We start from the raw sequence: 22,680 nt of genomic DNA, 5'->3' as shown, positions 1-22,680 counted from the left end.
GATCTTCATAGTTCATCCTTCATCCTTCAAAACCGGTTGGCTTAGATGCCATTCGGTTGCTTGTTCATAAGCATAACCTACTTGAAATAGCTGGTCTTCCCGCAATACATTACTAATCAACTGCATCCCAATTGGTAATCCCTGTTCATCAAAGCCACAGGGTATACTCATCCCTGGTAACCCAGCCAGGTTAACTGGAATAGTCATCAGGTCAGTCAGATACATACTTAAGGGGTCTTCTGTCTTTTCCCCAGCTTTAAATGCTGTGGAGGGAGCTGTGGGACAGACTAGCACATCGACCTTGTCAAAGGCTGCTTCAAAATCCTGTTTAATCAGAGTACGAACTTTTTGGGCTTTGAGATAATAGGCATCATAGTAACCAGCGGATAGGGCATAGGTTCCTAGCATAATCCGGCGCTTGACTTCTGCACCGAACCCTTCAGCACGGGTTTTGGTGTACATAGAAAGGAGATTGTCAGCATCTGATGCCCGTAAGCCATATTTAACGCCATCGTAGCGAGCTAGATTTGCTGATGCTTCTGACGGAGCAATGATGTAGTAGCAAGGCAAACCATACCGGAATCGAGCACAGGAAATTTCCTGAATCTCAGCACCTAAGTCTTTGAGCTGATCAATCGCTTTAGTGACTGCTTTCTCTACTACTGGGTCTAAGCCTTCACCAAAAGTTTCTGTAATAATACCAATCTTAACTTTACCGTTGGATTTTAGGTCTGGTTGCAGGAATTGGGTATAGTCGGGAATGTCTACTTTGAGGCTGGTCGCGTCATTGGGGTCATATCCTGCGATCGCATTCAGTAAAATAGCGGCATCTTCTACAGTGCGAGCAAATGGTCCAATTTGATCTAAGGACGATGCGAATGCCACTAAACCATAGCGCGATACTAAACCATAGGTCGGTTTCATGCCAACTACTCCACAGTAAGAAGCCGGTTGACGAATAGAACCACCGGTATCAGAACCCAGAGCAATAGGACATTCCCCAGAAGCTACGGCTGCCGCTGAGCCCCCGGAGGAGCCGCCGGGGACATGGGATAAATTCCAAGGGTTTTTAGTAAGTTGAAAAGCCGAGTTTTCCGTAGAACTCCCCATGGCAAATTCATCCAAGTTGGTTTTACCTACCATTACTGCCCCAGCATCTTTGAGTTTTTGGGTCACTGTTGACTCGTAGGGTGGGACAAACTTGGCCAGAATCCGGGAGCCGCAGGTGGTCGGAATCCCTTGGGTACACATATTGTCTTTGATGCCAATGGGTATACCGGCCAAGGTACCGAGCTCTTCACCAGCTGCGATTTTCGCATCTACTTGACTGGCCTGTTCTAAAGCATAGTCTGAGGTGATGTGGAGGAAGCTTTGGACTTGAGGCTCTAGGGCTTGAATCTTATCTAGGGCTTCTTGGGTGATTTCTACAGCTGAGCGTTCTTTGTTGATTAGCTGTTGATGCAACTCGCGGACCGTGTCCATGCTTACTACCTTTACTGACTTAACCATTTCAACTCTAGTATTCTGACAAAAAATTCCGTGCTTAGGGGTTTGGGCTCAGGCTTTAGGAAAGGGAGTCGGGAGTCGGGAGTCGGGAGTAGGGAGCAGGGAGTTGCGTAGGGTGCGTTAGGGGGGCCTTCATGTTTGGCCTCGTAGCCAGGGTTAGGTTGCTGCCCGTAACGCACCACTGCTGGGTCAAACAACTTTTAGAAGATGCACCCGATTTTGATTCAGGGAAATTGGGCGCGATGTTCCTTGGCCTTTCGGCCACGCTACGCGAACGGAACCGCTTCGCGAACGCATTATCTCCAGCACAACCGGTAGAGTTTTCTTCCTGGTCTAGTTCACAACTACATTATTAGAATTAGTAAGCCTATCTGGAATGATAGAAACAATCTTGTTTCCCGATTCCCGATTCCCGATTCCCGATTCCCAATTCCCGATTCCCTTTGCTATTAAAAATCCTATACAATTATTATTTATTTAATTCAATATAAATCATACGAGTTCGGATTGTAATTCCTTGGCTTGGAGAAGTCCAACCTACAATAAAATAATCTTCGATGGCATTGTCGATGGCAACTTTAGAGTGGTCATAAACTGGTATACCAACCTTTTTAATATATTCTTCTGTTGTTTCATCAAGGCTAAAAATAATCGTTTTGCGAGCAATCCGATTCATATGCTTAATAGCTGTTGCCACGTCTTCCACAAACAGTAATGAACTTAAACAAAACACAAAATCGTAGGACTGGCTATCAATTTCAGCGAGGGCTGTTTCAATCGGCTTGTGGATGGTTTTATACCCTCTTTTTGCCGCATAATCCAGCATCTTACTGGAAATATCAATCCCTGTATAGTCAAACTCTCCCTGCAACAAGTCACTTAGGATACCTGTCCCACAAGCAATATCTAAAACACTGCCTTGATGCTGATTATGTCGATGGAAGATTTTAACCGCTTCATTGACATACTGGACATTAGAACTGGGTGCCTTTAACACCTCGTCATATTTGGCAGCAAATTTATCATAATAGTCTTCAGCACCAATTTTTGTTGACATAGTTTTTATTGATATATTTAGATATAGCAATTATCATAGCTATGATGTGCAAAACGATCCCCCTAAATCCCCCTTATCAAGGGGGACTTTGAGGTTGATAATCCTACCTCATAAATGCAATAAACGCGCTTATAGTATAAATCATAATCATAGCATTTATCTGATTTAGGGACACAAATTTGGGATTTTAGGAAATAAGCAATCGGGAATCGGGAATCGGTAAACAAAAAAACTGTATACATTATTACTATGATAAAGGCTATAAATGGCATTTTATACCTTTGAAAAAGTGGCTGTGAATGGGATATCCTACCTCAAGGTTGTTATCCAGCTTCGACAGTCTAATTCTAGATTATCTCGTGAAGTGTTATACTAACCATGGTCATCAATTCAGCTGACTCACAATCAGAACCACTCCCCCAAAACAGCAGGAGTAAAAGAGATAAAATCCGCAGTTGTGGAAAGTATAGGAAACCGGAAAAATTTTTGATATGAGCCTTAACTTGAATAATCACCAAGACAAATACCGTTGTATTCCTCAGCTATTTGAAGCACAAGTAGAACGAACACCGGACGCAGTTGCTGTAGTCTTTGGAAACCAGCAGCTAACCTACCGAGCCCTGAATGTTAAAGCGAATCAATTAGCGCACCATTTACAAACTTTGGGCGTAGAACCTGAAGTGTTAGTAGGGATTTGTGTAGAGCGTTCGGTTGAGATGGTGGTGGGACTATTGGCAATTCTCAAAGCAGGGGGAGCTTATGTGCCCTTAGACCCCGCTTATCCCCCAGAGCGCCTAGCCTACATGCTTGAGCACTCCCAGGCATCGGTATTGCTAACTCAAAGCAAATTACTCTCTCAATTACCGAAACATCAAGCTAGTGTGATTTGTTTAGATACAGATTGGGAAATCATCTCTACCCATAACGAACAAAATCCTACTAGCAGCCTGACAGTTGATAACTTGGCTTATATTATCTACACCTCGGGCTCTACAGGTAAGCCGAAAGGGGTAGCCATGCCTCACCGTTCCCTAGTTAATCTGATCAAGTGGCAGCTGGAAGATACTGTAGTTGCTAACGATAGCAAAACACTGCAATTTGCCCCGATAAGTTTTGATGTTTCCTTCCAAGAAGTTTTCTCGACCTGGTGTGCAGGGGGAACACTGGTTTTAATCTCGGAAGAAGTGCGGCGCGACCCAGTATTTCTGTTAAATTTACTAGCAGAACAAGAGGTTGCCCGACTATTTCTTCCCTTTGTGGCTTTGCAGCAAATTGCTGAAGTGGCCGATATTTTCGGAATATTTCCGGCAAGTCTACGGGAAGTAATTACCGCAGGGGAACAGTTGCAGATTACTCCTGCGATCGCTAACTTGTTCGAGAAGCTAAACGATTGTACGCTACACAATCACTATGGCCCATCGGAAACTCATGTGGTCACCTCCTTTACCCTAAAAGGTTCCCCAAGCAGTTGGCCAGCACTTCCTGCCATTGGTCGTCCCATTGCTAATACCCAGATTTATCTTCTTGATCAGTCCCTAAAACCAGTTCCGGCTGGAGTTGAAGGGGAGTTATACATCGGTGGTGTTTGTCTAGCGCGAGGCTACCTGAACCGACCGGAAATAACTGCCAAAAGATTTATTGCTAATCCCTTTAACAAGGTAAAGACACAGAGCGTACGCCTCTACAAAACGGGGGATTTGGCTCACTACCTACCGGATGGTAATATCCAGTTTATCGGTCGTAAAGATGACCAAGTTAAGATTCGGGGTTACCGTATCGAATTAGGCGAAATTGAAGTATTGCTAAGCCAACACCCCAACCTGAAGCAAGCTGTGGTTTTAGCTAGAGAAGATAACCAAGACAAACGTTTAGTGGCTTATCTTGTACCTGGGCAATCCGAATCTGCACCTGTGGAAACAGAGCAAGTTCAGCAATGGGAAAAAGTATGGGATGAAGCCTACAGTAAGCCATCAGATGATTGGGAAGCTGGTTTTCATCTTGGTGGCTGGTACGATAGCTATACCGGAAAAAACTTACCAGAAGAACAAGTGCGGGAGTGGGTTGACCATACAGTAGAGCGGATTCTCTCCTTGCACCCCAAACGAATACTAGAAATTGGTTGCGGTACAGGTTTACTATTGTTTCGGGTTGCTCCCCATTGCCAATCTTATTGGGGTACAGATATTGCAGCTCAAGGACTCCGCTATATCGAAGAGCAAATAAAGAATAGTCCTTTAGAGAAATTGGTCAAGGTTAGCCATAGTCCAGCAGATGATTTAGAAGGAATAGACTCCGAAACCTTTGACACGGTAGTAATTAATGGAGTTATCCAGTTTTTCCCCAACATGGACTACCTGGTGTCCGTAATGGAAAAAGTGGTGCAGTTAGTGCAGCCTGGGGGTACTATTTTTATTGGGGATGTGGAGAGTTTTCCTTTACTCGAAGCCTTCCATACATCCGTTCAGTTACATCAAGCACCCTCTTCTGAGTCTACAATAGCGCTGCGCGATCGCATCCAGGAAAGGATAGCTGAAACTAAGAAACTAACCATCGCTCCGGCTTTCTTTCTAGCCCTTGAGGAACATCTCCCCCAAATTAGCCATGTAGAAATTCAGCTCAAACGGGGACACTATCAAAATGAGCTAACTCGCTTCCGATACGATGCGATTATTCATGTCGGTCAAAAGGTTGAGGTTAAGGCTCCAGCAGTTGCGCCCCTATGTCTTGACTGGCTCAAAGATAGACTTACCTTGTCTGATGTCAAAAGGCAACTGTTGGAAACAAAGCCTGAAATGCTGGTAGTTAATCGCGTTCCTAATGCTAGGGTTTGGTCAGATGTCCAGGCGTACGCTACTTTAGCCAATCCTAATTGTCCTCGGACCGTAGGGGAGTTACTAGACCAGCTGCAGGAGAAGGGAGTAGAGCCAGAAGACTGGTGGTCATTGGAATCTGAAATTCCTTATGCCATTAACCTGACCTGGAGTGGAAATGGTGGAGATGGCTACTATGATGTGGTGTTTACAGCAAATTTTGCCCCCCTAACCCCCCAATTTTGGGGGGAAATTGAGTTAAAGTCCCCCGCCCCCCTAAACCCCCAAAATTGGGGGGAAATTGAGTTAAAGTCCCCCAAATTTGGGGGATTTAGGGGGCTTGCAGCTAAAGGTAGTGAGGTCAATTCATCTGAACAAGGCATCAAACCTTGGAGTACTTATGCTAACCAGCCCAACTTAGTCCAGAACAATCCCCAATTGGTGTCCCAAGTACGCAATTTCTTACAAGAACAGCTCCCGGATTATATGATTCCTGCTGCTTTTGTAGTTTTGGAAGCACTGCCCCTAACACCGAGTGGTAAAGTAGATCGACGGGCTCTACCTGCACCAAATAAGTCTCGTCGGGATTTGGTAGTTGAGTTTGTTGCTCCTCGTACTCCCACAGAAGAGATCTTGGCCAGTATTTGGGAAATTGTGTTGGGATTAGAGGAAATCGGTATTTACGACAACTTCTTTCATTTGGGAGGAGATTCAATACAAGTAATCCAACTGCTGTCGAGAATCAGGAATACTTTCTCAGTAGAGTTGCCTTTACACTACTTGTTTGAAGACCCGACCATAGCTAAACTCAGCCAGAAGATTCTAGGCACCACAAGTAAACAGAATCAGCTGTTACCTCCGATACAACTGGTTGCTAATAAAGAAGAATTACCCCTATCTTTTCCTCAGCAACGACTGTGGTTTTTGGAACAACTCCAACAGAAAAGTTCTGCCTACAACGAGCAAACTGCTCTACATCTGCGTGGCTGTGTTAATGTGACTATCCTAGAACAAGTCTTAACAGAAATTGTCAACCGTCATGAGGTTATGCGTAGCAACTTTACGATGGTGGATGGTTCTCCAGTAATGGTTATTTCACCTCACCTGAAGATAACTTTACCCATCGTTGACTTACAACAGTTGACCCAACCACAACAGTTTACCAAGCTCCAACAGTTAGCAGTTAAAGAAGCTCAAAATCCTTTTGACCTGGCTGAAGGGCTGTTGTTGAGAGTAAGTTTATTGCGCCTAGCTGAAGAAGAGCATGTCCTACTACTGACCATTCACCACATTATCTGGGATGGTTGGTCAATGGGAGTATTTATTGAGGAATTATCGGCACTTTATTCAGCTTTTTGCTCACAACAACCCTCCCCACTATCAGAACTCCCCATCCAATATAGTGACTTTGCCAGTTGGCAGCGTCAGTGGTTGACTGGACAGGTGCTGGAAAATCAACTGAACTACTGGAAACAACAGTTAGCTGGAATACCAACACTGCTAGAATTGCCGACAGATCGCCCCCGTCCTGCGGTACAAACTTCCGAAGGTAGTAGCTTAGACTTTGAACTCAATGGTGAGTTAACTCAGAAACTGCAAGTCTTAAGTCAAGCTTCAGGAGGAACGTTGTACATGACACTACTGGCAGCTTGGGCAACGTTACTTTACCGCTATAGTGCTCAAGAGGATATTGCCATTGGTTCTCCTATTGCTAACCGCACCCGCCAAGAAATTGAACCCCTAATTGGTTTTTTTGCTAATACTCTAGTGCTGCGTAATGATTTATCAGGTAATCCCAGTTTCTTGGAGTTACTGGCTAGGGTGCGTAGCTGTGCAATGGAAGCTTACGCTAATCAAGATGTGCCATTTGAGCAATTGGTAGAGGTCTTAAAACCAGAGCGCTCCCTCAGCCATAGCCCTCTATTCCAAGTAATGTTTGGGTTTCAGCAAGCCCAAATCCAGAAGCAAGAGTTGGCTGGTTTGACATTAACTCCTTTGTCACTAAAAAGCGCTATAGTCAAGTTTGATTTGACCCTGTTAATGGAAAAAACTGAGTCGGGAATTGAGGCCAGGTTAGAATACAATAGCGATTTGTTTGATCAGCAAACTATTATCCGGATGGTAGGGCATTTCCAGACCTTGCTCGAAGGTATTGTTGCTAATCCACAAGCACAAGTTTCAAAGTTACCGTTACTGACAGCAGCGGAACGCCAGCAGCTATTGGTGGAATGGAATAATACGTTTGTGGAGTATCCTCAGGATAAATGTGTCCATCAGTTGTTTGAGGAACAGGTAGAACACACTCCAGATGCAGTGGCAGTGGTTTTTGAAGACCAGCAACTAACTTATCAACAGCTGAACACCAAGGCTAACCAGTTAGCCCACTATTTACATTCAGTGGGTGTGGAAGCAGATGTGCTAGTTGGGTTGTGTGTGGAGCGCTCGCTGGAAATGGTTGTGGGAATGTTGGGCATTCTCAAAGCAGGTGGAGCTTATGTGCCCCTTGATCCAGAGTATCCCCAAGAACGCTTAAGCTTCATGCTGGAAGACACTCAGGTCAAAGTATTGCTGACTCAAGAGAAATTCCTAGAATCCCTTCCTCAACATCAAGGGCGTATTGTCTGTTTAGATACTTACTGGCAGAGAATTAATCAAGCCAATCAAGATAATCTCAACAGCACAGCCAGCTCTGAAAATTTAGCTTATGTGATGTATACTTCGGGATCAACAGGAAAACCCAAAGGAGTAGCCGTCAATCATCAGGCTGTAAATCGACTGGTGTTAAACACAAACTACATACATTTAACACCTAATGACCGCATTGCTCAAGCTGCAAACATTGCTTTTGATGCTGCCACCTTTGAAATTTGGGGAGCGCTACTTAACGGAGCAAAGTTAGTTATTATCAATCAATCTGTATTGCTTTCGCCTGAAGAATTTGCTGTCAATATTTGTTCTCAAGAGGTAACGGTTTTATTATTAACTACAGCTTTATTCAATCAGTTAGCTAGTTTTGTCCCCCAAGCACTGAGTTGCCTACGGTATTTACTATTTGGTGGGGAAGCGGTTGACCCCAAATGGGTACAAGAAGTCCTAGATAAAGGCGCTCCAGAGCAACTACTCCATCTCTATGGACCAACAGAAAATACAACTGTTTCTTCCTGGTATTTGGTAGAGAACTTACCAACGACAGCTACAACTATCCCCATAGGAAAACCAATCGCTAACACGCAAATCCACATTCTAGACGAGTCTCTACAACCCTTGCCTGTCGGTGTGCCAGGAGAATTGCATATTGGTGGTGCTGGATTGGCACGAGGCTATCTTAACCGCCCTGAGTTAACACAAGAGAAATTCATTCTCAACCCGTTTAGCGCTGATTTAGATTCCCGCCTTTATAAAACTGGGGATAAGGCTCGCTACCTTGCCGATGGCAACATCGAATTCCTTGGACGCATTGATAACCAGGTTAAAATTCGCGGTTTCCGCATCGAACTTGGAGAAATTGAAGCTGTCTTAGGTCAACATCCAGCTGTGGGGGAAAAAGTGGTTGTGGCCAGGAAAGACCAAGCTGACCAGAAACGTCTGGTGGCTTATATTGTTTCCAAGCAAGAACAAGAGCTAACTAGTAGCCAATTGCGACAGTTTCTGAAACAAAAATTACCGGATTACATGATTCCCTCTGGCTTTGCCTTCTTGGAAAAACTCCCTTTAACCCCCAATGGCAAAGTTAATCGCCGCGCCTTACCTGAATTAGATCAATCTAATCGATCTCAAGAAGCTGGCTTTGTTTCACCCCGTAATTCCCTTGAATTGCAACTGTCCCAAATTTGGTCTGATCTCCTTAATGTCCACCCAGTTGGAGTTAAAGATAACTTCTTCGATCTTGGAGGTCATTCTCTGTTAGCAGTTCGTCTGATGGCTCGGATTAAGCAGCAGTTTGGAACTGATTTACCTTTAGCTAGCTTGTTCACGGAACCCACTATTGAAAACCAAGCTAGTCTTCTGGTCAATGCCACTGAGAGCCAATCTTATTCTCCCCTAGTTGCTATTAATAAGGTAGGAAATTTACCTGCTTTCTTCTGTGTTCATCCGGTTGGGGGCAATGTTCTTTGTTATTCACAGTTGGCTCGTTATCTAGGAGATAACCAACCCTTTTACGGGTTACAATCCCCTGGTTTATTTGGTGAGTCTGAACCATTAACCGGAATTGAGGATATGGCAACTTGCTACATTGAAGCCTTGCAAACTATTCAACCGGTCGGGCCTTATTATCTAGGAGGTTGGTCATTAGGAGGTATTATTGCTTGGGAAATGGCTCAACAATTATCTGCTGCTGGGGAAGACGTGGCTCTGCTAGCATTAATCGATAGCTATTCACCTGTTGCTATTGACCGACCAGAACAGGTGGATGAACAGATGCTGGCAAGCTCTCTAGCTAAGGATTTGGGTAGTGTTTTTGGTACAGAACTGTCGATTGCGGTTGAGGAGCTTACAGCAAGTTTCGCCCCCCTAGCCCCCCAACTTTGCGGTGCGACCCGTGGCGAATTTAATTCGCCAACGGAAAGCGCACCGGAGGGGGAACTTGAGTTAAAGTCCCCCAGAATTGGGGGATTTAGGGGGCTTGCAGCTAAAGGTAGTGAGGTCAATTCATCTGAAAACGAGTGTAAGCAAGGAGGGTTAGAGGAGCAATTGCAACACATCCTTCGGGAAGCCAAACGGCTCAATATCTTACCACCGGAAATCGGTATTGAGCAGATGCGTAAGCTGTTTGGAGTTTTCCAAGCCAACTTAATGGCTATGTATCGCTATCAACCCCAGCCCTATTCTGGTCGGATTGCTCTATTTTGTGCGAGGGAGTTAGAAGCAGAAGACCGAGGTTGGAATGAGCTAGCAGTAGGTGGTCTAGAAACTTACAGGATTCCTGGGGATCATTATACTATGATGCGCTCACCCCATGTTGAGATTTTAGCTAAACAGCTAGAGGTTTTAGTTAGAGAGTGAGTGATGCTCTAGTATTACTGCACACCAAGTAAAAAGTAATACTATTCTGAGCTTTTTTGTTCAATATAAATCATACGAGTTCGGATTGTAATCCCTAGGGTTGGAGAAGTCCAACCCATAATAAAATAATCTTCCATGGCATTTTCGATGGCCATTTTAGAGTGATCATAAACTGGAACAACAAAGTTTTTCATATATTCCTCTGTTGTTTCATCAAGGCTAATTATAATAGTTTTTCTGGCAATTCGATTGATGTGTTTGATCGCTGTTGCGGCGTCTTCGACACACAGTAAAGAACTTAAACAAAAAACAAAATCGTAGGACTTGCTATCAATTTCAGCTAGGGCTGTTTCAATCGGCTTGTGGATGGTTTTATACCCCCTTTGTGCCGCATAATCCAGCATTTTACTTGAAATATCAATCCCTGTATAGTCAAACTCACCTTCCAACAATTCACTTAAAAACCCTGTCCCACAAGCAATATCTAAAACACTGCCTTGATGGTGATTATGTCGATTGAAGATTTTAGCCGCTTCATTTACATGCTGTGCATTACAACTGGGATCTTTTAACACCTCGTCATAGGTAGCAGCAAATTTATCATAAAATTCTTCAGCCGCAATTTTTGTTGACATAGTTCTTATTTTCAAATTTCAATAGAGTATACATCTTAATTATCTTAGAACAAATCGGGGTAGTGGTAAAGATGTGGTGATTTGGCTATGGTAAGCGTCAAGGTAACGGGAGCTAAAATCACTCTTGTGTACTACTATCAAACTCCTTAGCCTTCAAAACTTGAGCTTTAGGGTAAGTCTACCCATCTAACCATTGTATCCTTAGTTACGTAAAGTGCTCTATTTATCAGGTCATTTCCTTGCTCTACTGATAGATTTCCATGTAGAGTTGGGCAAAAGCTAAATCTATCGGAGATAGATAAGGATAGTCTTCAAGAATAAACTCTGCGGATTCTCCCCGGTTAAGCCGACCAGCAATACGACGAACTGACAAGCGAGATTGAGAAAAAATCAACTCCCCTCCCATGATGTTAGGATCCCTAACCAAACTATTCACCCATATGGCAAATTTTTCAATTAGAGCTAACAAGCAGAGATTATGTATTTCCTTGGGCTGGGTTTCCAATAGCCAGCGCCAAAGTTGCCAATGATGAAGAAGTCCACTTTTAGGTTGAGTTTGGTCTAAGGTATCTATCATAATTTAGGCTTTATATTCCATCAAAACTAAACGAATGCTTACCTCTTTTAGTCAAAAGCACCTCAAGTAGCGTGGCACAGGCTTCTAGCCTGTGATGTAACGCATAAGCTGATAGCTGATAGCTGATAGCTGATAGCTGATAGCTGATAGCTGATAGCTTACTTGTGTCTCCTATAAGAATTAGCCGTGACAGCAGCAATACGCTTCAAAATACCCAAAACATCATATAAATAATTGCCAGGATTCCAGATATCAAAGGCTTTTGATAAAGCATACCGTCGGGTTTCGCCTTTAACTAACTTGATAAAGATAAAGCTAGCACCATTGGTAACAAGACCAAATGTTGGTTGCTCTGTTTGGGGACTCTTGAGCATGTAAACTAGTGCTTGAGGAATTGCTGGTTGTAAGGACACAGCAGAACGTTTGGACTCAATAACGGCTATCCAAATTGGTTTGCTAGTTACCAAAATATCAATACGCCCTTTGATAATTGTGTCTTCATCTTTATCTTCAATGGGTAAAGACACTTCATACTCTGCTTTAACTTTAAAAGGCGGTTGGTAAAATCCGGCCAAATCCAATAAAGGAGAAACAACAACCATTTTAACTAGGTCTTCTAGTACCAAATCTTTAGACAAGTACTTGTAATTCGCTTTTGCTCTATCGAGCATTTGCCTTTCTAGTTCACTTAGTTGGGGGAGGTTTTCCAGGCACTCTGGAAAAAACTCCGGCTCCATTACTTCTTGGAGCTTAAATTTATCTTCTACGTCACTAAGACTGAGTTTTGATGGAGAAATAATAGTAGCCATAATGATTTTTGTTTTACATAGTCATATTTAAATTATATCTTAAATAAAACCTGTGGCATTATCGGGTGCATCAAGACAGCGACTCGTGCGGTTTTAACCGCTGTGATACCTACCACCTTGGGAATCGACTAGTTCGACGTATTGCATTCGCCTTTCGCCTAAGCAATTATATGACTTTGCGGCAGTTATGGGTAACTTCAGATCAGGGAACTTCGGATCAGTGGAGAAGAATTGACGGAAACAGTATCATAAAACCAAGAAGGAAAGTACCTGACCCGATTCAGAATTGCTATAGTATGGTCACATCTGTTTCTGGAACTAGCTGCCAATGGTAAAGATAGCTGCCTTACCTTTGACTCTCGAAGAGTTTCTGGAACTCCCAGAGACCAAACCCCCTAGGGAATATATCAATGGTGAAATTACCCAGAAACCAATGCCTAAAACTCGCCACTCCAGACTTAATATCAAGTTGACGAGTACAATTAATACTGTTGTTGAGGAAGAGCAAATTGCCTACGCTTTCCCAGAGCTACGATGTACTTTTGGCGGACGGTCAATTGTTTCCGATCTAGCAGTTATTCGCTGGAACAAGATTGAATTTGATGATGAAGGAGAGCCTATAGATGATGTGTTTATTGCTCCAGATTGGACTATTGAAATTATCTCTCCCGGCCAGAGTTCAAACCGAGTAACAGGTAACATTTTAAATTGTCTAAGACATGGTTCTCAACTAGGATGGCTAATTGATCCTTACGACCGCTCGGTCTTGATTTTTCTACCTAACCAACAACCGGAATTGTGTCAGGGAAGTGACTCTCTAGTGGTGTTAGATGGTATCGACCTTCAGTTGACAGCAGAGGAAATTTTTGGCTGGTTGAAAATGGGAAGTTCAGCAACATAAGGGAGTAGGGAGTAGGGAGTAGGGAGTAGGGAGTAGGGAGTTTTGATTAAGCTCAATTAAGGGCGATGTTCCGTTCGCGCAGCGTCTGGCACTGCCAGTAAGGAACCGCTTCGCGATTGGCCGTAGGCCACGCTACGCGAACGCATTATCTACCCAACAACCGGTAGAGTTTTTCTTCCGGGTCTATAGGGTTGATCATACTGTTGAAGGTTAGTCGGTTGAAGGTTAGTCGGTTGAAGGTTAGCTGGTTGAAGGTTAGCTGGTTGTTCGCCTTTGGCGTTCCCGAAGGGTAGGTTGTCTGTCAGAATGCAGAATCTAGAATGCAGAATGTAGAATGTAGAATGCAAAATGTAGAATTCCAAATTCTCAATTCTCAATTCTCAATTCTTAATTCTTAATTCTCAATTCTCAATTCTACATTCTTAATTCAAATACTCCCTACTCCCTAAAAGCCACAAGGAAGTTCAAACTGCTATATTACCAACTATTGACCAATCAGGAATCCCAGAAAAGAACTATAAGACACAGTAAAGGTACTTTTGTCTACACCTTCTAATCTGACATCGACACGGTCTTTAGGATCTAATTTCATCATTGCTGTTATCGATTGTGCTGTGAGATTTTTAATCAGCCCAGGTTCGAGCACAATAATCGTTGTATTATTGTCATTACTATCACCATTATTATAAATGCCCACAATCACACCATCGCCGTTACCATTACCTCCAGAAAATTGTAATGTGGCAGCAAAAAAGTAATAGCCTGATCTGGGGGCGATAAACGCATTGCTTTTATCATCAAAAACCTGGTAATGGTCATTCCTTTCAACAAATTATATGACATGGGTTCCTGAACTTTTAATATTTTGACCATCAAATTTTATGTCTGCATAAAATTTATATCCTGTTGCTGTGCCTCCGTCTGCAACAACACCCTGACTAATTTTGTTATCAACATAGGCTTTTACCGCCCTTTCGGTGGGTACGGCTGAATCACTGTTACCTTTAAGATTTTGATCATTGGAAAACTCATTGACTGCTACACCCAATTGCAGCTTCAGATTACCATTAACATCTAGATTTGCCTGTGGACTGGTTTTGTTAATACCAAGTCTGCCATTATTGGTATTGAAGTGCATCTTGATATTGTTAGAATTATCCTCAGGATTATTAAAATCACGGATGTAGAGATTATCATCAACGGCTATATAAGCCTGTCCACCGTAACGATAGAAGGCACCATCTTTATTTATATGCTGAGTGCGACTAAATCCACCCACATCAAGGGCTTGGGTCTTGGTAATCCCAGCAATGGTTAGGTTACCGGCAACTTGAAGGTTGCTGTTATCTAGAATGACTTGCCCAGTGCCTTTGGGACGAATCACAATATCTTGGCTAGCATTACTGCCAATCGCTTCAATACGGTTATAGCCAATCCCAATGCCTTGGGTGAGATTTTGGGCATAGAAGGCTCCAATATCAGCAGTTATCTGATTGTGGCTAGCTCTAACTCTGAGTTCACCCAGTTCAACATGAAGTTTCTTCTCTGGAGTGTCTATAGCGATACCAACATTGCCATTAACACTCAGGTCTTCGGCTATGTTCACACCATTAGCTATTTCCAGTTTCCTGGATGAATTTTGCGATCGCACTGTGCCATGAAAGGTAATCTGATCTTCATCCTGGTCTCCCAGTAACACATCTCCCGGTTGATGTTCAACGTCCCGAGCAATTACATCGCCTCGAAATGTTACATTTCCCTCTACCTCTAGATTCCCGGAGACTGTCACTGCTCCATTTAAATGGGTATCTCCCCCATCAACCTTAAGCTTGTAATTCCCTGGTTGTGTTGTGCCAATCCCAACCTTACCCTCAACGGTCAGGTTTTCCGAGACGTTTAAGGCATCCGCTATCCGCAGTGACCCAGATGAATGTTGCGATCGCACTGTGCCATAAATAGTCACTGTATCTTGATCGCTATTCCCTAGGGTGACGTTATCACTGACGGTTAGAGCACTCTCAATGGTCAAGGAGCCAGTCATGGTACCCCCGGATTGACTCACTACTCCAGTCAAGGGAGAGAAAATAGCGCGACGGTCTTCTACCAATTCCCACTTGCTGCCATCACAGCGCAGTAGGGCTAAGGGAGAGTAGTGATGACTAATGCCGTGGGGATGGGCTTTGTCTTGACTCCATTCAACGGTCTGTGAGGTTCGCGTCGGAATCAACCAATAATCCCCAGTTCTGTAGTTTCCGGATTCAAACTTAACTTCTAGGTCATTGTTTAACTGGATATATCCTTCATTACCTTTTCCATTACCGCCAACAGCGCCCGTAGGGGTTCCCCTTGGGCAAAATCTCGCTGCCGGTAGATCGCAGGTAATAGATTATATAGCCCCTCGGTTGATTGGTTCATCTTAGGAATACCATTGGTTTTTCACCAGGGAGCTCATCGAGAAACAGGACTTACGCATGCCCCCGTTGGTCCCCCACTGTCAAAAAGCGAAGCATCCGCGCTCTTCCCCCCCAGTATTGGGGGGTTAGGGGGGCAGGGGACTTTGACATCATTCCCCCCCAAACTTGGGGGGTTAGGGGGGCAAAACCAACTAAACTTCGTAAGTCCTATAAAAACTCAACAGTCAAAAATAACAGGATTTGATCAGATGCGCATCTTATGGTATTAAACAAAATCTATTCTCAATAAGGGGAGCAGCAAAGGTAATTGATAATTCCTGAAACCCTTATCTATCAAGATACACGAGCTTGTAAATCAAAAAAAATATCTAAAAAGCCTAAACTCCTATAAAATTAGAGTTTGGGCAAAATTTAAGATCTGCAAAGCCTTTGACCATACTTTAGCTACGGTTTCCACAAAGGGGACCATTGAGCTGTTTGCAGTTACTTGCAGCAAAACACAACAGGGCTACTCACACGTAGTACCGGATTAATCTGTAAACCATTAGTTGGAGGTGCAGCGGAAAGGGGCTGAGTGCGGTATTGTGTCCACACCTTGAAAGCCCCGTGCTAACTCTCACCCTTAGGGTGTAAGTGGTGTATTCTGCTGCGAAAATTTCGATGAAAAAAATCCGTATTGTTCTGTGGGCGGCACTATTGTCTTGTGCCATGCTCATGATTCCACAGCCAGCTCACGCGATTGAAAGCGTAATGGAGCCGGTCAGTCACTTTGATACTGGCACAGAGGGTTGGAGCGTTGTTGACGTCAATGATCAAGAATTTGACCCCGAACAGTCTAGAATCTGTGGATTCATCACTGGTGGCTACATTCATAATGATGATCAAGTCGGTGATGGACCCTACGATTACCTTGCCCCCGAGAAGTTTGTTGGTGACAAATCCAGTTTTTTCAATGGAAACCTCAGGTTTTCTGTTCAGGTTAATTTGGAAAATATCGATGAGATTACCGAGGATATCAATAGTTTAAATAACAGTTTAACAAATGGTTTAACCATAAGTGGTGGTGGTTTGGAACTACAGAACCATGTATCGACGCCCACTATAGACCAATGGACTCCCTACACCATACCCCTTAATGCAGAGGGTGGATGGATAAAAACTGACAGCAATGAAGCAGCGACGAATTTAGAGATAATGCAAGTGCTGACAGATTTGGATTATTTAAAGATTAATGGCGATTGGTTGACAAATACCAACAAAGACCGTTCCAGTCTCGACGAAGTTCGCTGGGAAAACTGTGGATCTCTCTACGTCTATGAACCCCCAAATAATTCTGCCCCTGTAGTGGCTAATCCCATTGGCGCTCAAAGCATTAACGAGAATGAGCCTTTTACCCTGACAATTGGGGAAGCAACATTTAGCGATACCGATGGAGATAGTCTGAGCTTTAGTGCAACCATACCGAGCTGGTTGAATTTCGATGGCACTACGTTCAGTGGTACTCCCAGTAGCGAGGACATTGGCACAACCACAATTACTGTAACAGCGTCTGACGAGCTATGCAAAACTGTCAGCAATGGGTTTGAAATTCAGGTTAACCATGTTCCCGTGCCTACTGAAATTGCTAATTCAGTGGAGGATTTTTCTGATACTCAAGGAGAGCATAACTGGTTCTATGGCTACTACGATGGTTCCCTGACCAGTGCTGATTTCCATGAAATGCAGGAATACACTAAGGGCTCCTGGCAGGTGAAGCAAGGAAAATACTGGACTGAGCTATCTAACACTATTGCTCATCCCAACGGTCCGAAAACCAGCGGTAGACGGCAAAGGGTTGAGCAGTGGGGAGTTCGTCGCTGGGTTAGTGACATTGAGGGAGAAGTTACGTTCAAAGGTCACCTGGCCAAGAAAGACCGTCGTACTGCCAGCGATGGTGTGATTGCCTATATCTTTGTTGATGGTACTAAAATTTGGTCTGATGCAATCGATGGCAGGGATGGTTTTGGGGTTGATTTCACTGTATCCAGCACAGTGCAAAAAGGCTCGGTAGTTGACTTTGCCCTGGCACCTGGCAATAGCGACTTTTTTGATAAGAGCACATTCACTATTAGCATCATTGGTTTGTTGTAAAGCTTAAGTATTCAGCGGTCAGCGGTCAGGGGTGAGCGGTCAGCGGTCAGCGGTCAGCGGTCAGCGGTCAGCGGTCAGCGGTCAGCAGTCAGCGGTCAGCAGTCAGCGGTCAGCGGTCAGCAGTCAGCGGTCAGCGGTCATGGGAATTAGGGAATTAAGTACTGACTCCCTTGGAAAAAGCTAATTCTATTGTTGGTTAATAGCTGGATTCACCGCGATCGCGTTTTTTTATTTCACTGGTTCGTTATGTGGTTTTGGGATTTGGGCTTGGTGGTGATGATGCGATCGCGTAGCGTGGCCTACGGCCAATCGCTACTTGCGAAAATCATACCCTAATTCAGCAACACCGTTCAGGATTAGTTGTTACATCTAGTCCACGAGACTTTAACAATGTAGCAACTAATCCTGATCAGCTGATGTGCATTTAAATTGGTTATTCCCTGTTCCGGTGATCCGCTGTTCCCTGTTCCCTTTGAGCAATTTAGGTATCCCAATCTAAATACTGAACAGCTTACATCTTCATCAGTATAAATCGCTACAATAATCCTCACGATCAACCTAAATTGACATCCTCCCCCGTTAAATCAGAGATTATAACGGGGGATTCCCAAACTTCACAATTTGGGTTTACTGCTTCTTAAGCACTTATCTAGGTTGTTATCAACCCCCGACAGCCCGCCTACACAGTCATTTTTTACCACGATCTGCCCGACCGCAGTGATACCACGTTGACAAATCACTTTTGCAGCTGCAATATCTCTGTTAATTTCGTATTGGCATTCAGGACATTTGTGTATACGTTCAGACAAATCCTTTTTGCCTGTATGTTTACCACAACTTGGACAAATTTGACTGGTAAATCTGTAGTCAACCTTGCCAAAATATACCCCTCGTTTCCAACAAACCCAAGCCAGGATATTAAAGAACTGACCAAAACCAGCCAATACGGGTATGTTTACTTAACATTCCTTTTGCCCAAGTTCTAAAATCTAAGTCCATGTCCTTCGGACAGGCTTCGCCAACAACAAATATCATTCCAGCTTGGTCACACAGATGATGTGCTAACTTGAAGCGATGCAGCAAGGGAACAGGGGAGGCAGTGCGGTCTTGGGGGTCTCCCCCACTCGCGGTCTGCCGTGGTTTCCCCCACTCGCGCTTTGCATCAAGACAGTGAAAATCTTTTCGAGTATCTGAAATTTTTTGATAAAGTCTTGCGATTTTATGGTTGAGTCTATGTCTATTTGCCGACCCTTTTTTCTTTGTTTTTAATCTACGTTGTAGCAACTCGCGCGTTCCCTAGCGCCGTGCGACGGCGCGGGGTCGCTCGTCAATTTCAGCTTACTGTGTAGTTTACTTAAGAATCTAGGGCGCTCTATTAACTCATTATCAGAAGTTGCTAAAAATTTGTCTAAACCAATATCAATCCCCAGTGGATGACCCCATGCTGGCGTATCAGGAATACTGACTTCACTTTGTAAAGACAACATTGCAAAATAGCCGCTAGCCCGTCTAACTATTCTGACTTGTTTGATTTTAAACCCCTCTGGAATTGGTCGCGACAATCTCATCCTTACCAGTCCAATTTGTGGGAGTTTAATCCAATCATTAATAACTGGATTAGTCTTGAACTGAGGAAAGACAAAAGAACGCATCCGATACTTTTTTTTAAATCGAGGGAATCCGTATCCCTTTGATTTCATAGTTGTAAATGCTCGTTCTAAAGTTTTCAATACTTGCTGTAAGACCTGAGCATTCGTTCTTTTTAGTTCGGGATTTATTTTATTGGCTTTGGTTAGATTAGCGGCTTGTAATTTGTAACTGGGATATGGTGCATTGGCTGGAATTATATATTCTTTTTGTAATGAACAATAATTAATCGCACATCGCTTACTTTCGTGCCAGTCTTTTCGCTCTCTTAAGGCATAATTCCATACCTTTCTACAGACCGCAAACATATCTTCAATGATTGCGGTCTGTTTCCTTGTCGGGACTAGCTTGTACTCGTAAGTAAGTGTCAACATGAATCTATTTTAGCATGAATCTATCAAAATATGATTATTTGGGTAGATAAGATACACACCAACTTTCAATTGTAACGCTATCGCGTTATTAATTTATTGGTCGCGATTCATCTCACCGCGCTTATCAGAGATTATAGCGGGAGTCCTCTCACGACATTTTCGATAGACTTTACAGATGGATGCACGAATTCATCAGGGACTTGGTTCTGCTCAATGTATTCATTAATCTCCCCTTGATTGTCAAGATAGAAACTTAAGGCATCAAATACTTGCGCCAGAGTCAGATGAGTTAGATGGTTTAGAATTTCTTCTGGCATAATACCCAAGCGCCATAAACCAACAATAGCACGCACAGATGTCCGAGTGCCGATGATGATTGGTTCTCCGTTCAAAATTTCCGGATTACGAGTAACGTAGCGCGAGATCGTTTTAGCAGTCATAAGGCTCTTTGCTTTGGGAAACCAGTGCTATGTCTAATTTACCAATAAGAGCTAAGGTCAGCTGACGTTAGCACAAGCTAATTCTATTGTTGGTTAATAGCTTGATTCAGCAAGGCCGCGTACGCGAAGCGGTTCCTTACTGGCAGTGCCAGACGCTGCGCGAACGGAACATCGCGTTTTCTTCCTTGACTGCTTCGCTATCTAGTTTTTGCATTTGGGCTTGGTGGTGATGATGCGTACGCTACAGCAAACTTCTCACCTCTCCCTATTCCTATTGATATTTTTATCAAATTTATTTTGATTTGGTAATGAGTATTTGGACTTATTTTTGTTTTTCTAAATGAGTTGTAAAAGTAGATTGTAATTTTTTATAAACTCAAAAAGTCTGGATTATTTACTGCTCTTAAATATTGGAACTTTTAGGTTTTATGAAGCTTTGTAAGATTTGTTTACATATCAAATATAAATACTATATTAATCTTAATTTACTTCATGTAGCTTCGGTAGTGCTTCAGACCACTTCATTGACTGCTCATGCCCTACTTTATACTTCCTACTTACTAGGACAAAAATCCCTTAAATCCTTTACTAATCAGCTGTTCGTAATTATATTTTATCAAAGTATTTATGATAAAAAATCATAAATATAAAGCTTTGGTGAATTTAACTTAGACTAACTAAATTAGTCACAATTTTGTGTAACACTGGTTTTTGAAAATAAATCAGATCTCAATTAATAACTAATTAATTGGTATTATATCTACCAATCTAAAGCCCTAATTTTAAATAAAACAGCGCTGATTTGAGCACTTGATATCTACCATTAATAAATAGCTGATCAACCCCATTTTTGATTTCTCATAACACCAAAAACGGGTGCATCTCATTTTTGGTGTTTGAGCAGGTGGTGCGTTACGGGCAGCAACATAACCCTGGCTACGAGGCGGAAAATGAGGCTCCACTAACGCACCCTACGCAAGATTTTGAAATCTGAGATGCACCCCGAAAAACTAAGTAGTTTAAGGTGGCTATAAATAAACAAACTCAAGTTAAAGTCAATAAAGCCCATGTTCAAAAATAGCTTAAGCGAAGAGCAATTCCAAGCATTAGTAGAACGGCTTTCCAAACGGAAAGATGAGCTAGAAGGAAGAATCACTATTGAATCGGTTAAGGATAGTTTAAGGGAATTAGGATTATCCGATCTACTTCTTGAAAATGATATTGATGATGTTTGTAAACAAATGAATAGAGAATTGAAAATGCGGCAATGGAAAAACTATTTAAAGTTTGCCTTAATCCTAATTATTTTGACAGCACCATTATCTGCCTTTGGAGGGTATAAACTCCGAGAATTTATTGTGGCGAAGTTTCCGACATTCGTAGGAATCACTGATGATGATTCATTACAATCAAGGGAGCTGAATCTACAAGTAAAAAACCTCCAAAATCAAGTCAAAGATTTGGAAACAGACAAGGATAAACTACAGGAAAAAATCAAAGAACTCAAGACTGAAAAAAATAAACAGCTTCAAGAGCGTGGTCAGCCTGTTTCAAGAATATCGAACAATGTGAGAACTGGACCTGTCAATCCTAAAAGTTTACCCGAACCAGTTGAACGTGAAGGTATTATCTATGAATTAAAAAGTTGCCAAAAATCCTCCAATTTGAATTCAAGTACTCAATCCATTAGTTGTGTTATATCAATGACAAGTACAAAATAAAATGTTACATTGCATTTGTATTCCAACTCTTCTTCTAGAAGAAGTAGACTACTTGAGCAAGGTAAAGAATATGTAGCCACAAAAGTTACATTGGGTACATACAGCAGTAATAATCGTAAGGGTTATGTAAAAAATAGCTTGATTAAGGATGTACCAATAGAAGCCATTATTGCTTTTGATGGAGTTCCACTAGAAGTCAACCAGATAGATGTCCTCCAATTTACCTCTCATTTGAGGAGCTCTTATTACACTGGTTATTTCAATACTGAGTTACGTAATTTGTCGGTTATTCTAGAAGAATAGAAGCTATTTAATTTACAAATAGGTTATGAAAAATCTTGCTTCTTTCTCATAACATCAAAAACTATTTGGTTTTATTGATTAGCCCTTAGGTGGTGCGTTACGGGCAGCAACCTAACACTGGCTACCGATAACATGAGGGCAAGCCCGCCCCTAACGCACCCTACGAACTCACTAATGAGCAGATATTTATATAAGGAGTAGTTCAATCGTGAGAAAAACTGAAGTAGCTTACCTTTTATGGCTTACCTGTTTATTAGGTTTTTGCGGCGTCCACCGTTTTTACACTGGTAAGTACGTTAGTGGAACAATCTGGTTATTTACAGTTGGTTTTTTTTGATTTGGGCAACTTGTA

Annotated in this window: 16 protein-coding genes and 2 pseudogenes; 6 read left to right on the top strand and 12 right to left on the bottom strand. The window is 42.7% G+C overall.

Annotation, left to right across the window (positions count from 1 at the left end; all coding sequences use genetic code 11):
• Positions 1-12: 12 nt before the first annotated feature.
• From gatA to F6K63_RS15365, 3 genes are all read right to left on the bottom strand, one after another.
• A complete protein-coding gene (gene gatA / locus F6K63_RS15375) occupies positions 13-1,482 on the bottom strand; it encodes an Asp-tRNA(Asn)/Glu-tRNA(Gln) amidotransferase subunit GatA (protein WP_287312613.1) in 1,470 nt (489 codons plus the stop codon).
• Positions 1,483-1,493: 11 nt separating this feature from the next.
• Positions 1,494-1,703, bottom strand: coding sequence for a hypothetical protein (locus F6K63_RS15370; RefSeq protein ID WP_287266060.1), 210 nt, complete (start codon positions 1,701-1,703; stop codon positions 1,494-1,496).
• A gap of 272 nt (positions 1,704-1,975) precedes the next feature.
• Complete coding sequence (locus tag F6K63_RS15365; RefSeq protein ID WP_287312612.1) at positions 1,976-2,563, bottom strand: class I SAM-dependent DNA methyltransferase; 588 nt, start codon at positions 2,561-2,563, stop codon at positions 1,976-1,978.
• 503 nt (positions 2,564-3,066) lie between these two features.
• On the opposite strand from F6K63_RS15365, the gene F6K63_RS15360 reads away from it, so the two are divergent.
• The gene (locus F6K63_RS15360) at positions 3,067-10,377 is read left to right on the top strand and encodes an amino acid adenylation domain-containing protein (protein ID WP_502708317.1); all 7,311 of its coding nucleotides are present in this window, start codon (positions 3,067-3,069) and stop codon (positions 10,375-10,377) included.
• Between the two features lie 41 nt (positions 10,378-10,418).
• On the opposite strand, the gene F6K63_RS15355 is transcribed toward F6K63_RS15360, so the two are convergent.
• From F6K63_RS15355 to F6K63_RS15345, 3 genes are all read right to left on the bottom strand, one after another.
• Complete coding sequence (locus F6K63_RS15355; RefSeq protein ID WP_287312609.1) at positions 10,419-11,012, bottom strand: class I SAM-dependent DNA methyltransferase; 594 nt, start codon at positions 11,010-11,012, stop codon at positions 10,419-10,421.
• A gap of 244 nt (positions 11,013-11,256) precedes the next feature.
• Positions 11,257-11,589 (bottom strand): DUF433 domain-containing protein, encoded by a 333-nt coding sequence (locus tag F6K63_RS15350; RefSeq protein ID WP_287252242.1) that lies wholly within the window; start codon positions 11,587-11,589, stop codon positions 11,257-11,259.
• Between the two features lie 158 nt (positions 11,590-11,747).
• A complete protein-coding gene (locus F6K63_RS15345) occupies positions 11,748-12,398 on the bottom strand; it encodes a type I restriction endonuclease (protein WP_287312607.1) in 651 nt (216 codons plus the stop codon).
• Positions 12,399-12,726: 328 nt separating this feature from the next.
• Here F6K63_RS15345 and F6K63_RS15340 point away from each other — a divergent pair, with 328 nt between their 5' ends.
• Positions 12,727-13,299 (top strand): Uma2 family endonuclease, encoded by a 573-nt coding sequence (locus F6K63_RS15340; protein ID WP_287295714.1) that lies wholly within the window; start codon positions 12,727-12,729, stop codon positions 13,297-13,299.
• A gap of 149 nt (positions 13,300-13,448) precedes the next feature.
• Here F6K63_RS15340 and F6K63_RS15335 read toward each other — a convergent pair whose 3' ends face one another.
• From F6K63_RS15335 to F6K63_RS15320, 4 genes and pseudogenes are all read right to left on the bottom strand, one after another.
• Positions 13,449-13,646 carry a hypothetical protein gene (locus F6K63_RS15335; RefSeq protein ID WP_131826880.1) on the bottom strand — a complete coding sequence of 66 codons (198 nt, stop codon included), beginning with the start codon at positions 13,644-13,646 and terminating at the stop codon, positions 13,449-13,451.
• A gap of 137 nt (positions 13,647-13,783) precedes the next feature.
• Positions 13,784-14,095, bottom strand: a pseudogene (locus F6K63_RS15330) (C1q-like domain-containing protein); the annotation flags it as partial.
• A 36-nt stretch (positions 14,096-14,131) separates the two neighbouring features.
• Entirely contained in the window at positions 14,132-15,526 is a 1,395-nt protein-coding gene (locus tag F6K63_RS15325) for a bactofilin family protein (RefSeq protein ID WP_008190251.1), read from the bottom strand.
• Between the two features lie 56 nt (positions 15,527-15,582).
• Positions 15,583-15,714 carry a hypothetical protein gene (locus F6K63_RS15320; protein ID WP_008190253.1) on the bottom strand — a complete coding sequence of 44 codons (132 nt, stop codon included), beginning with the start codon at positions 15,712-15,714 and terminating at the stop codon, positions 15,583-15,585.
• Between the two features lie 659 nt (positions 15,715-16,373).
• Between F6K63_RS15320 and F6K63_RS15315 the strand changes: the two genes are divergently transcribed.
• On the top strand, positions 16,374-17,843 hold the full coding sequence (locus F6K63_RS15315; protein ID WP_287312605.1) for a putative Ig domain-containing protein: 1,470 nt from the start codon (positions 16,374-16,376) through the stop codon (positions 17,841-17,843).
• A gap of 31 nt (positions 17,844-17,874) precedes the next feature.
• Entirely contained in the window at positions 17,875-18,027 is a 153-nt protein-coding gene (locus tag F6K63_RS15310) for a hypothetical protein (RefSeq protein ID WP_287312604.1), read from the top strand.
• Between the two features lie 430 nt (positions 18,028-18,457).
• Here the strand turns inward: F6K63_RS15310 and F6K63_RS15305 are convergent.
• Positions 18,458-19,864, bottom strand: a pseudogene (locus F6K63_RS15305) (RNA-guided endonuclease InsQ/TnpB family protein).
• Positions 19,865-19,995: 131 nt separating this feature from the next.
• Positions 19,996-20,304: a DUF433 domain-containing protein gene (locus tag F6K63_RS15300; RefSeq protein ID WP_287312602.1), complete on the bottom strand. Its 309-nt coding sequence runs from the start codon at positions 20,302-20,304 to the stop codon at positions 19,996-19,998.
• Positions 20,305-21,371: 1,067 nt separating this feature from the next.
• Here F6K63_RS15300 and F6K63_RS15295 point away from each other — a divergent pair.
• The gene (locus F6K63_RS15295; RefSeq protein WP_287312601.1) at positions 21,372-22,025 is read left to right on the top strand and encodes a hypothetical protein; all 654 of its coding nucleotides are present in this window, start codon (positions 21,372-21,374) and stop codon (positions 22,023-22,025) included.
• Positions 22,026-22,536: 511 nt separating this feature from the next.
• Positions 22,537-22,665 (top strand): NINE protein, encoded by a 129-nt coding sequence (locus F6K63_RS15290; RefSeq protein WP_287312600.1) that lies wholly within the window; start codon positions 22,537-22,539, stop codon positions 22,663-22,665.
• Positions 22,666-22,680: the final 15 nt, after the last annotated feature.

Source organism: Moorena sp. SIO1G6, assembly GCF_010672795.1.
In the GTDB taxonomy this organism is placed as follows: Bacteria; Cyanobacteriota; Cyanobacteriia; order Cyanobacteriales; family Coleofasciculaceae; genus Moorena; species Moorena producens.
Note: the sequence above shows the minus strand (reverse complement) of the source record. Positions and strands in the feature narration are given on the sequence as shown.

Excerpts from the sequence above, each read along its gene's own strand:
- gatA (WP_287312613.1), bottom strand. The coding sequence starts at position 1,482 with ATGGACACGGTCCGCGAGTTGCATCAACAGCTAATCAACAAAGAACGC.
- F6K63_RS15365 (WP_287312612.1), bottom strand. The coding sequence starts at position 2,563 with ATGTCAACAAAAATTGGTGCTGAAGACTATTATGATAAATTTGCTGCC.
- F6K63_RS15355 (WP_287312609.1), bottom strand. The coding sequence starts at position 11,012 with ATGTCAACAAAAATTGCGGCTGAAGAATTTTATGATAAATTTGCTGCT.
- F6K63_RS15350 (WP_287252242.1), bottom strand. The coding sequence starts at position 11,589 with ATGATAGATACCTTAGACCAAACTCAACCTAAAAGTGGACTTCTTCAT.
- F6K63_RS15345 (WP_287312607.1), bottom strand. The coding sequence starts at position 12,398 with ATGGCTACTATTATTTCTCCATCAAAACTCAGTCTTAGTGACGTAGAA.
- F6K63_RS15340 (WP_287295714.1), top strand. The coding sequence starts at position 12,727 with ATGGTAAAGATAGCTGCCTTACCTTTGACTCTCGAAGAGTTTCTGGAA.
- F6K63_RS15320 (WP_008190253.1), bottom strand. The coding sequence starts at position 15,714 with ATGAACCAATCAACCGAGGGGCTATATAATCTATTACCTGCGATCTAC.
- F6K63_RS15315 (WP_287312605.1), top strand. The coding sequence starts at position 16,374 with ATGAAAAAAATCCGTATTGTTCTGTGGGCGGCACTATTGTCTTGTGCC.
- F6K63_RS15300 (WP_287312602.1), bottom strand. The coding sequence starts at position 20,304 with ATGACTGCTAAAACGATCTCGCGCTACGTTACTCGTAATCCGGAAATT.
- F6K63_RS15295 (WP_287312601.1), top strand. The coding sequence starts at position 21,372 with ATGTTCAAAAATAGCTTAAGCGAAGAGCAATTCCAAGCATTAGTAGAA.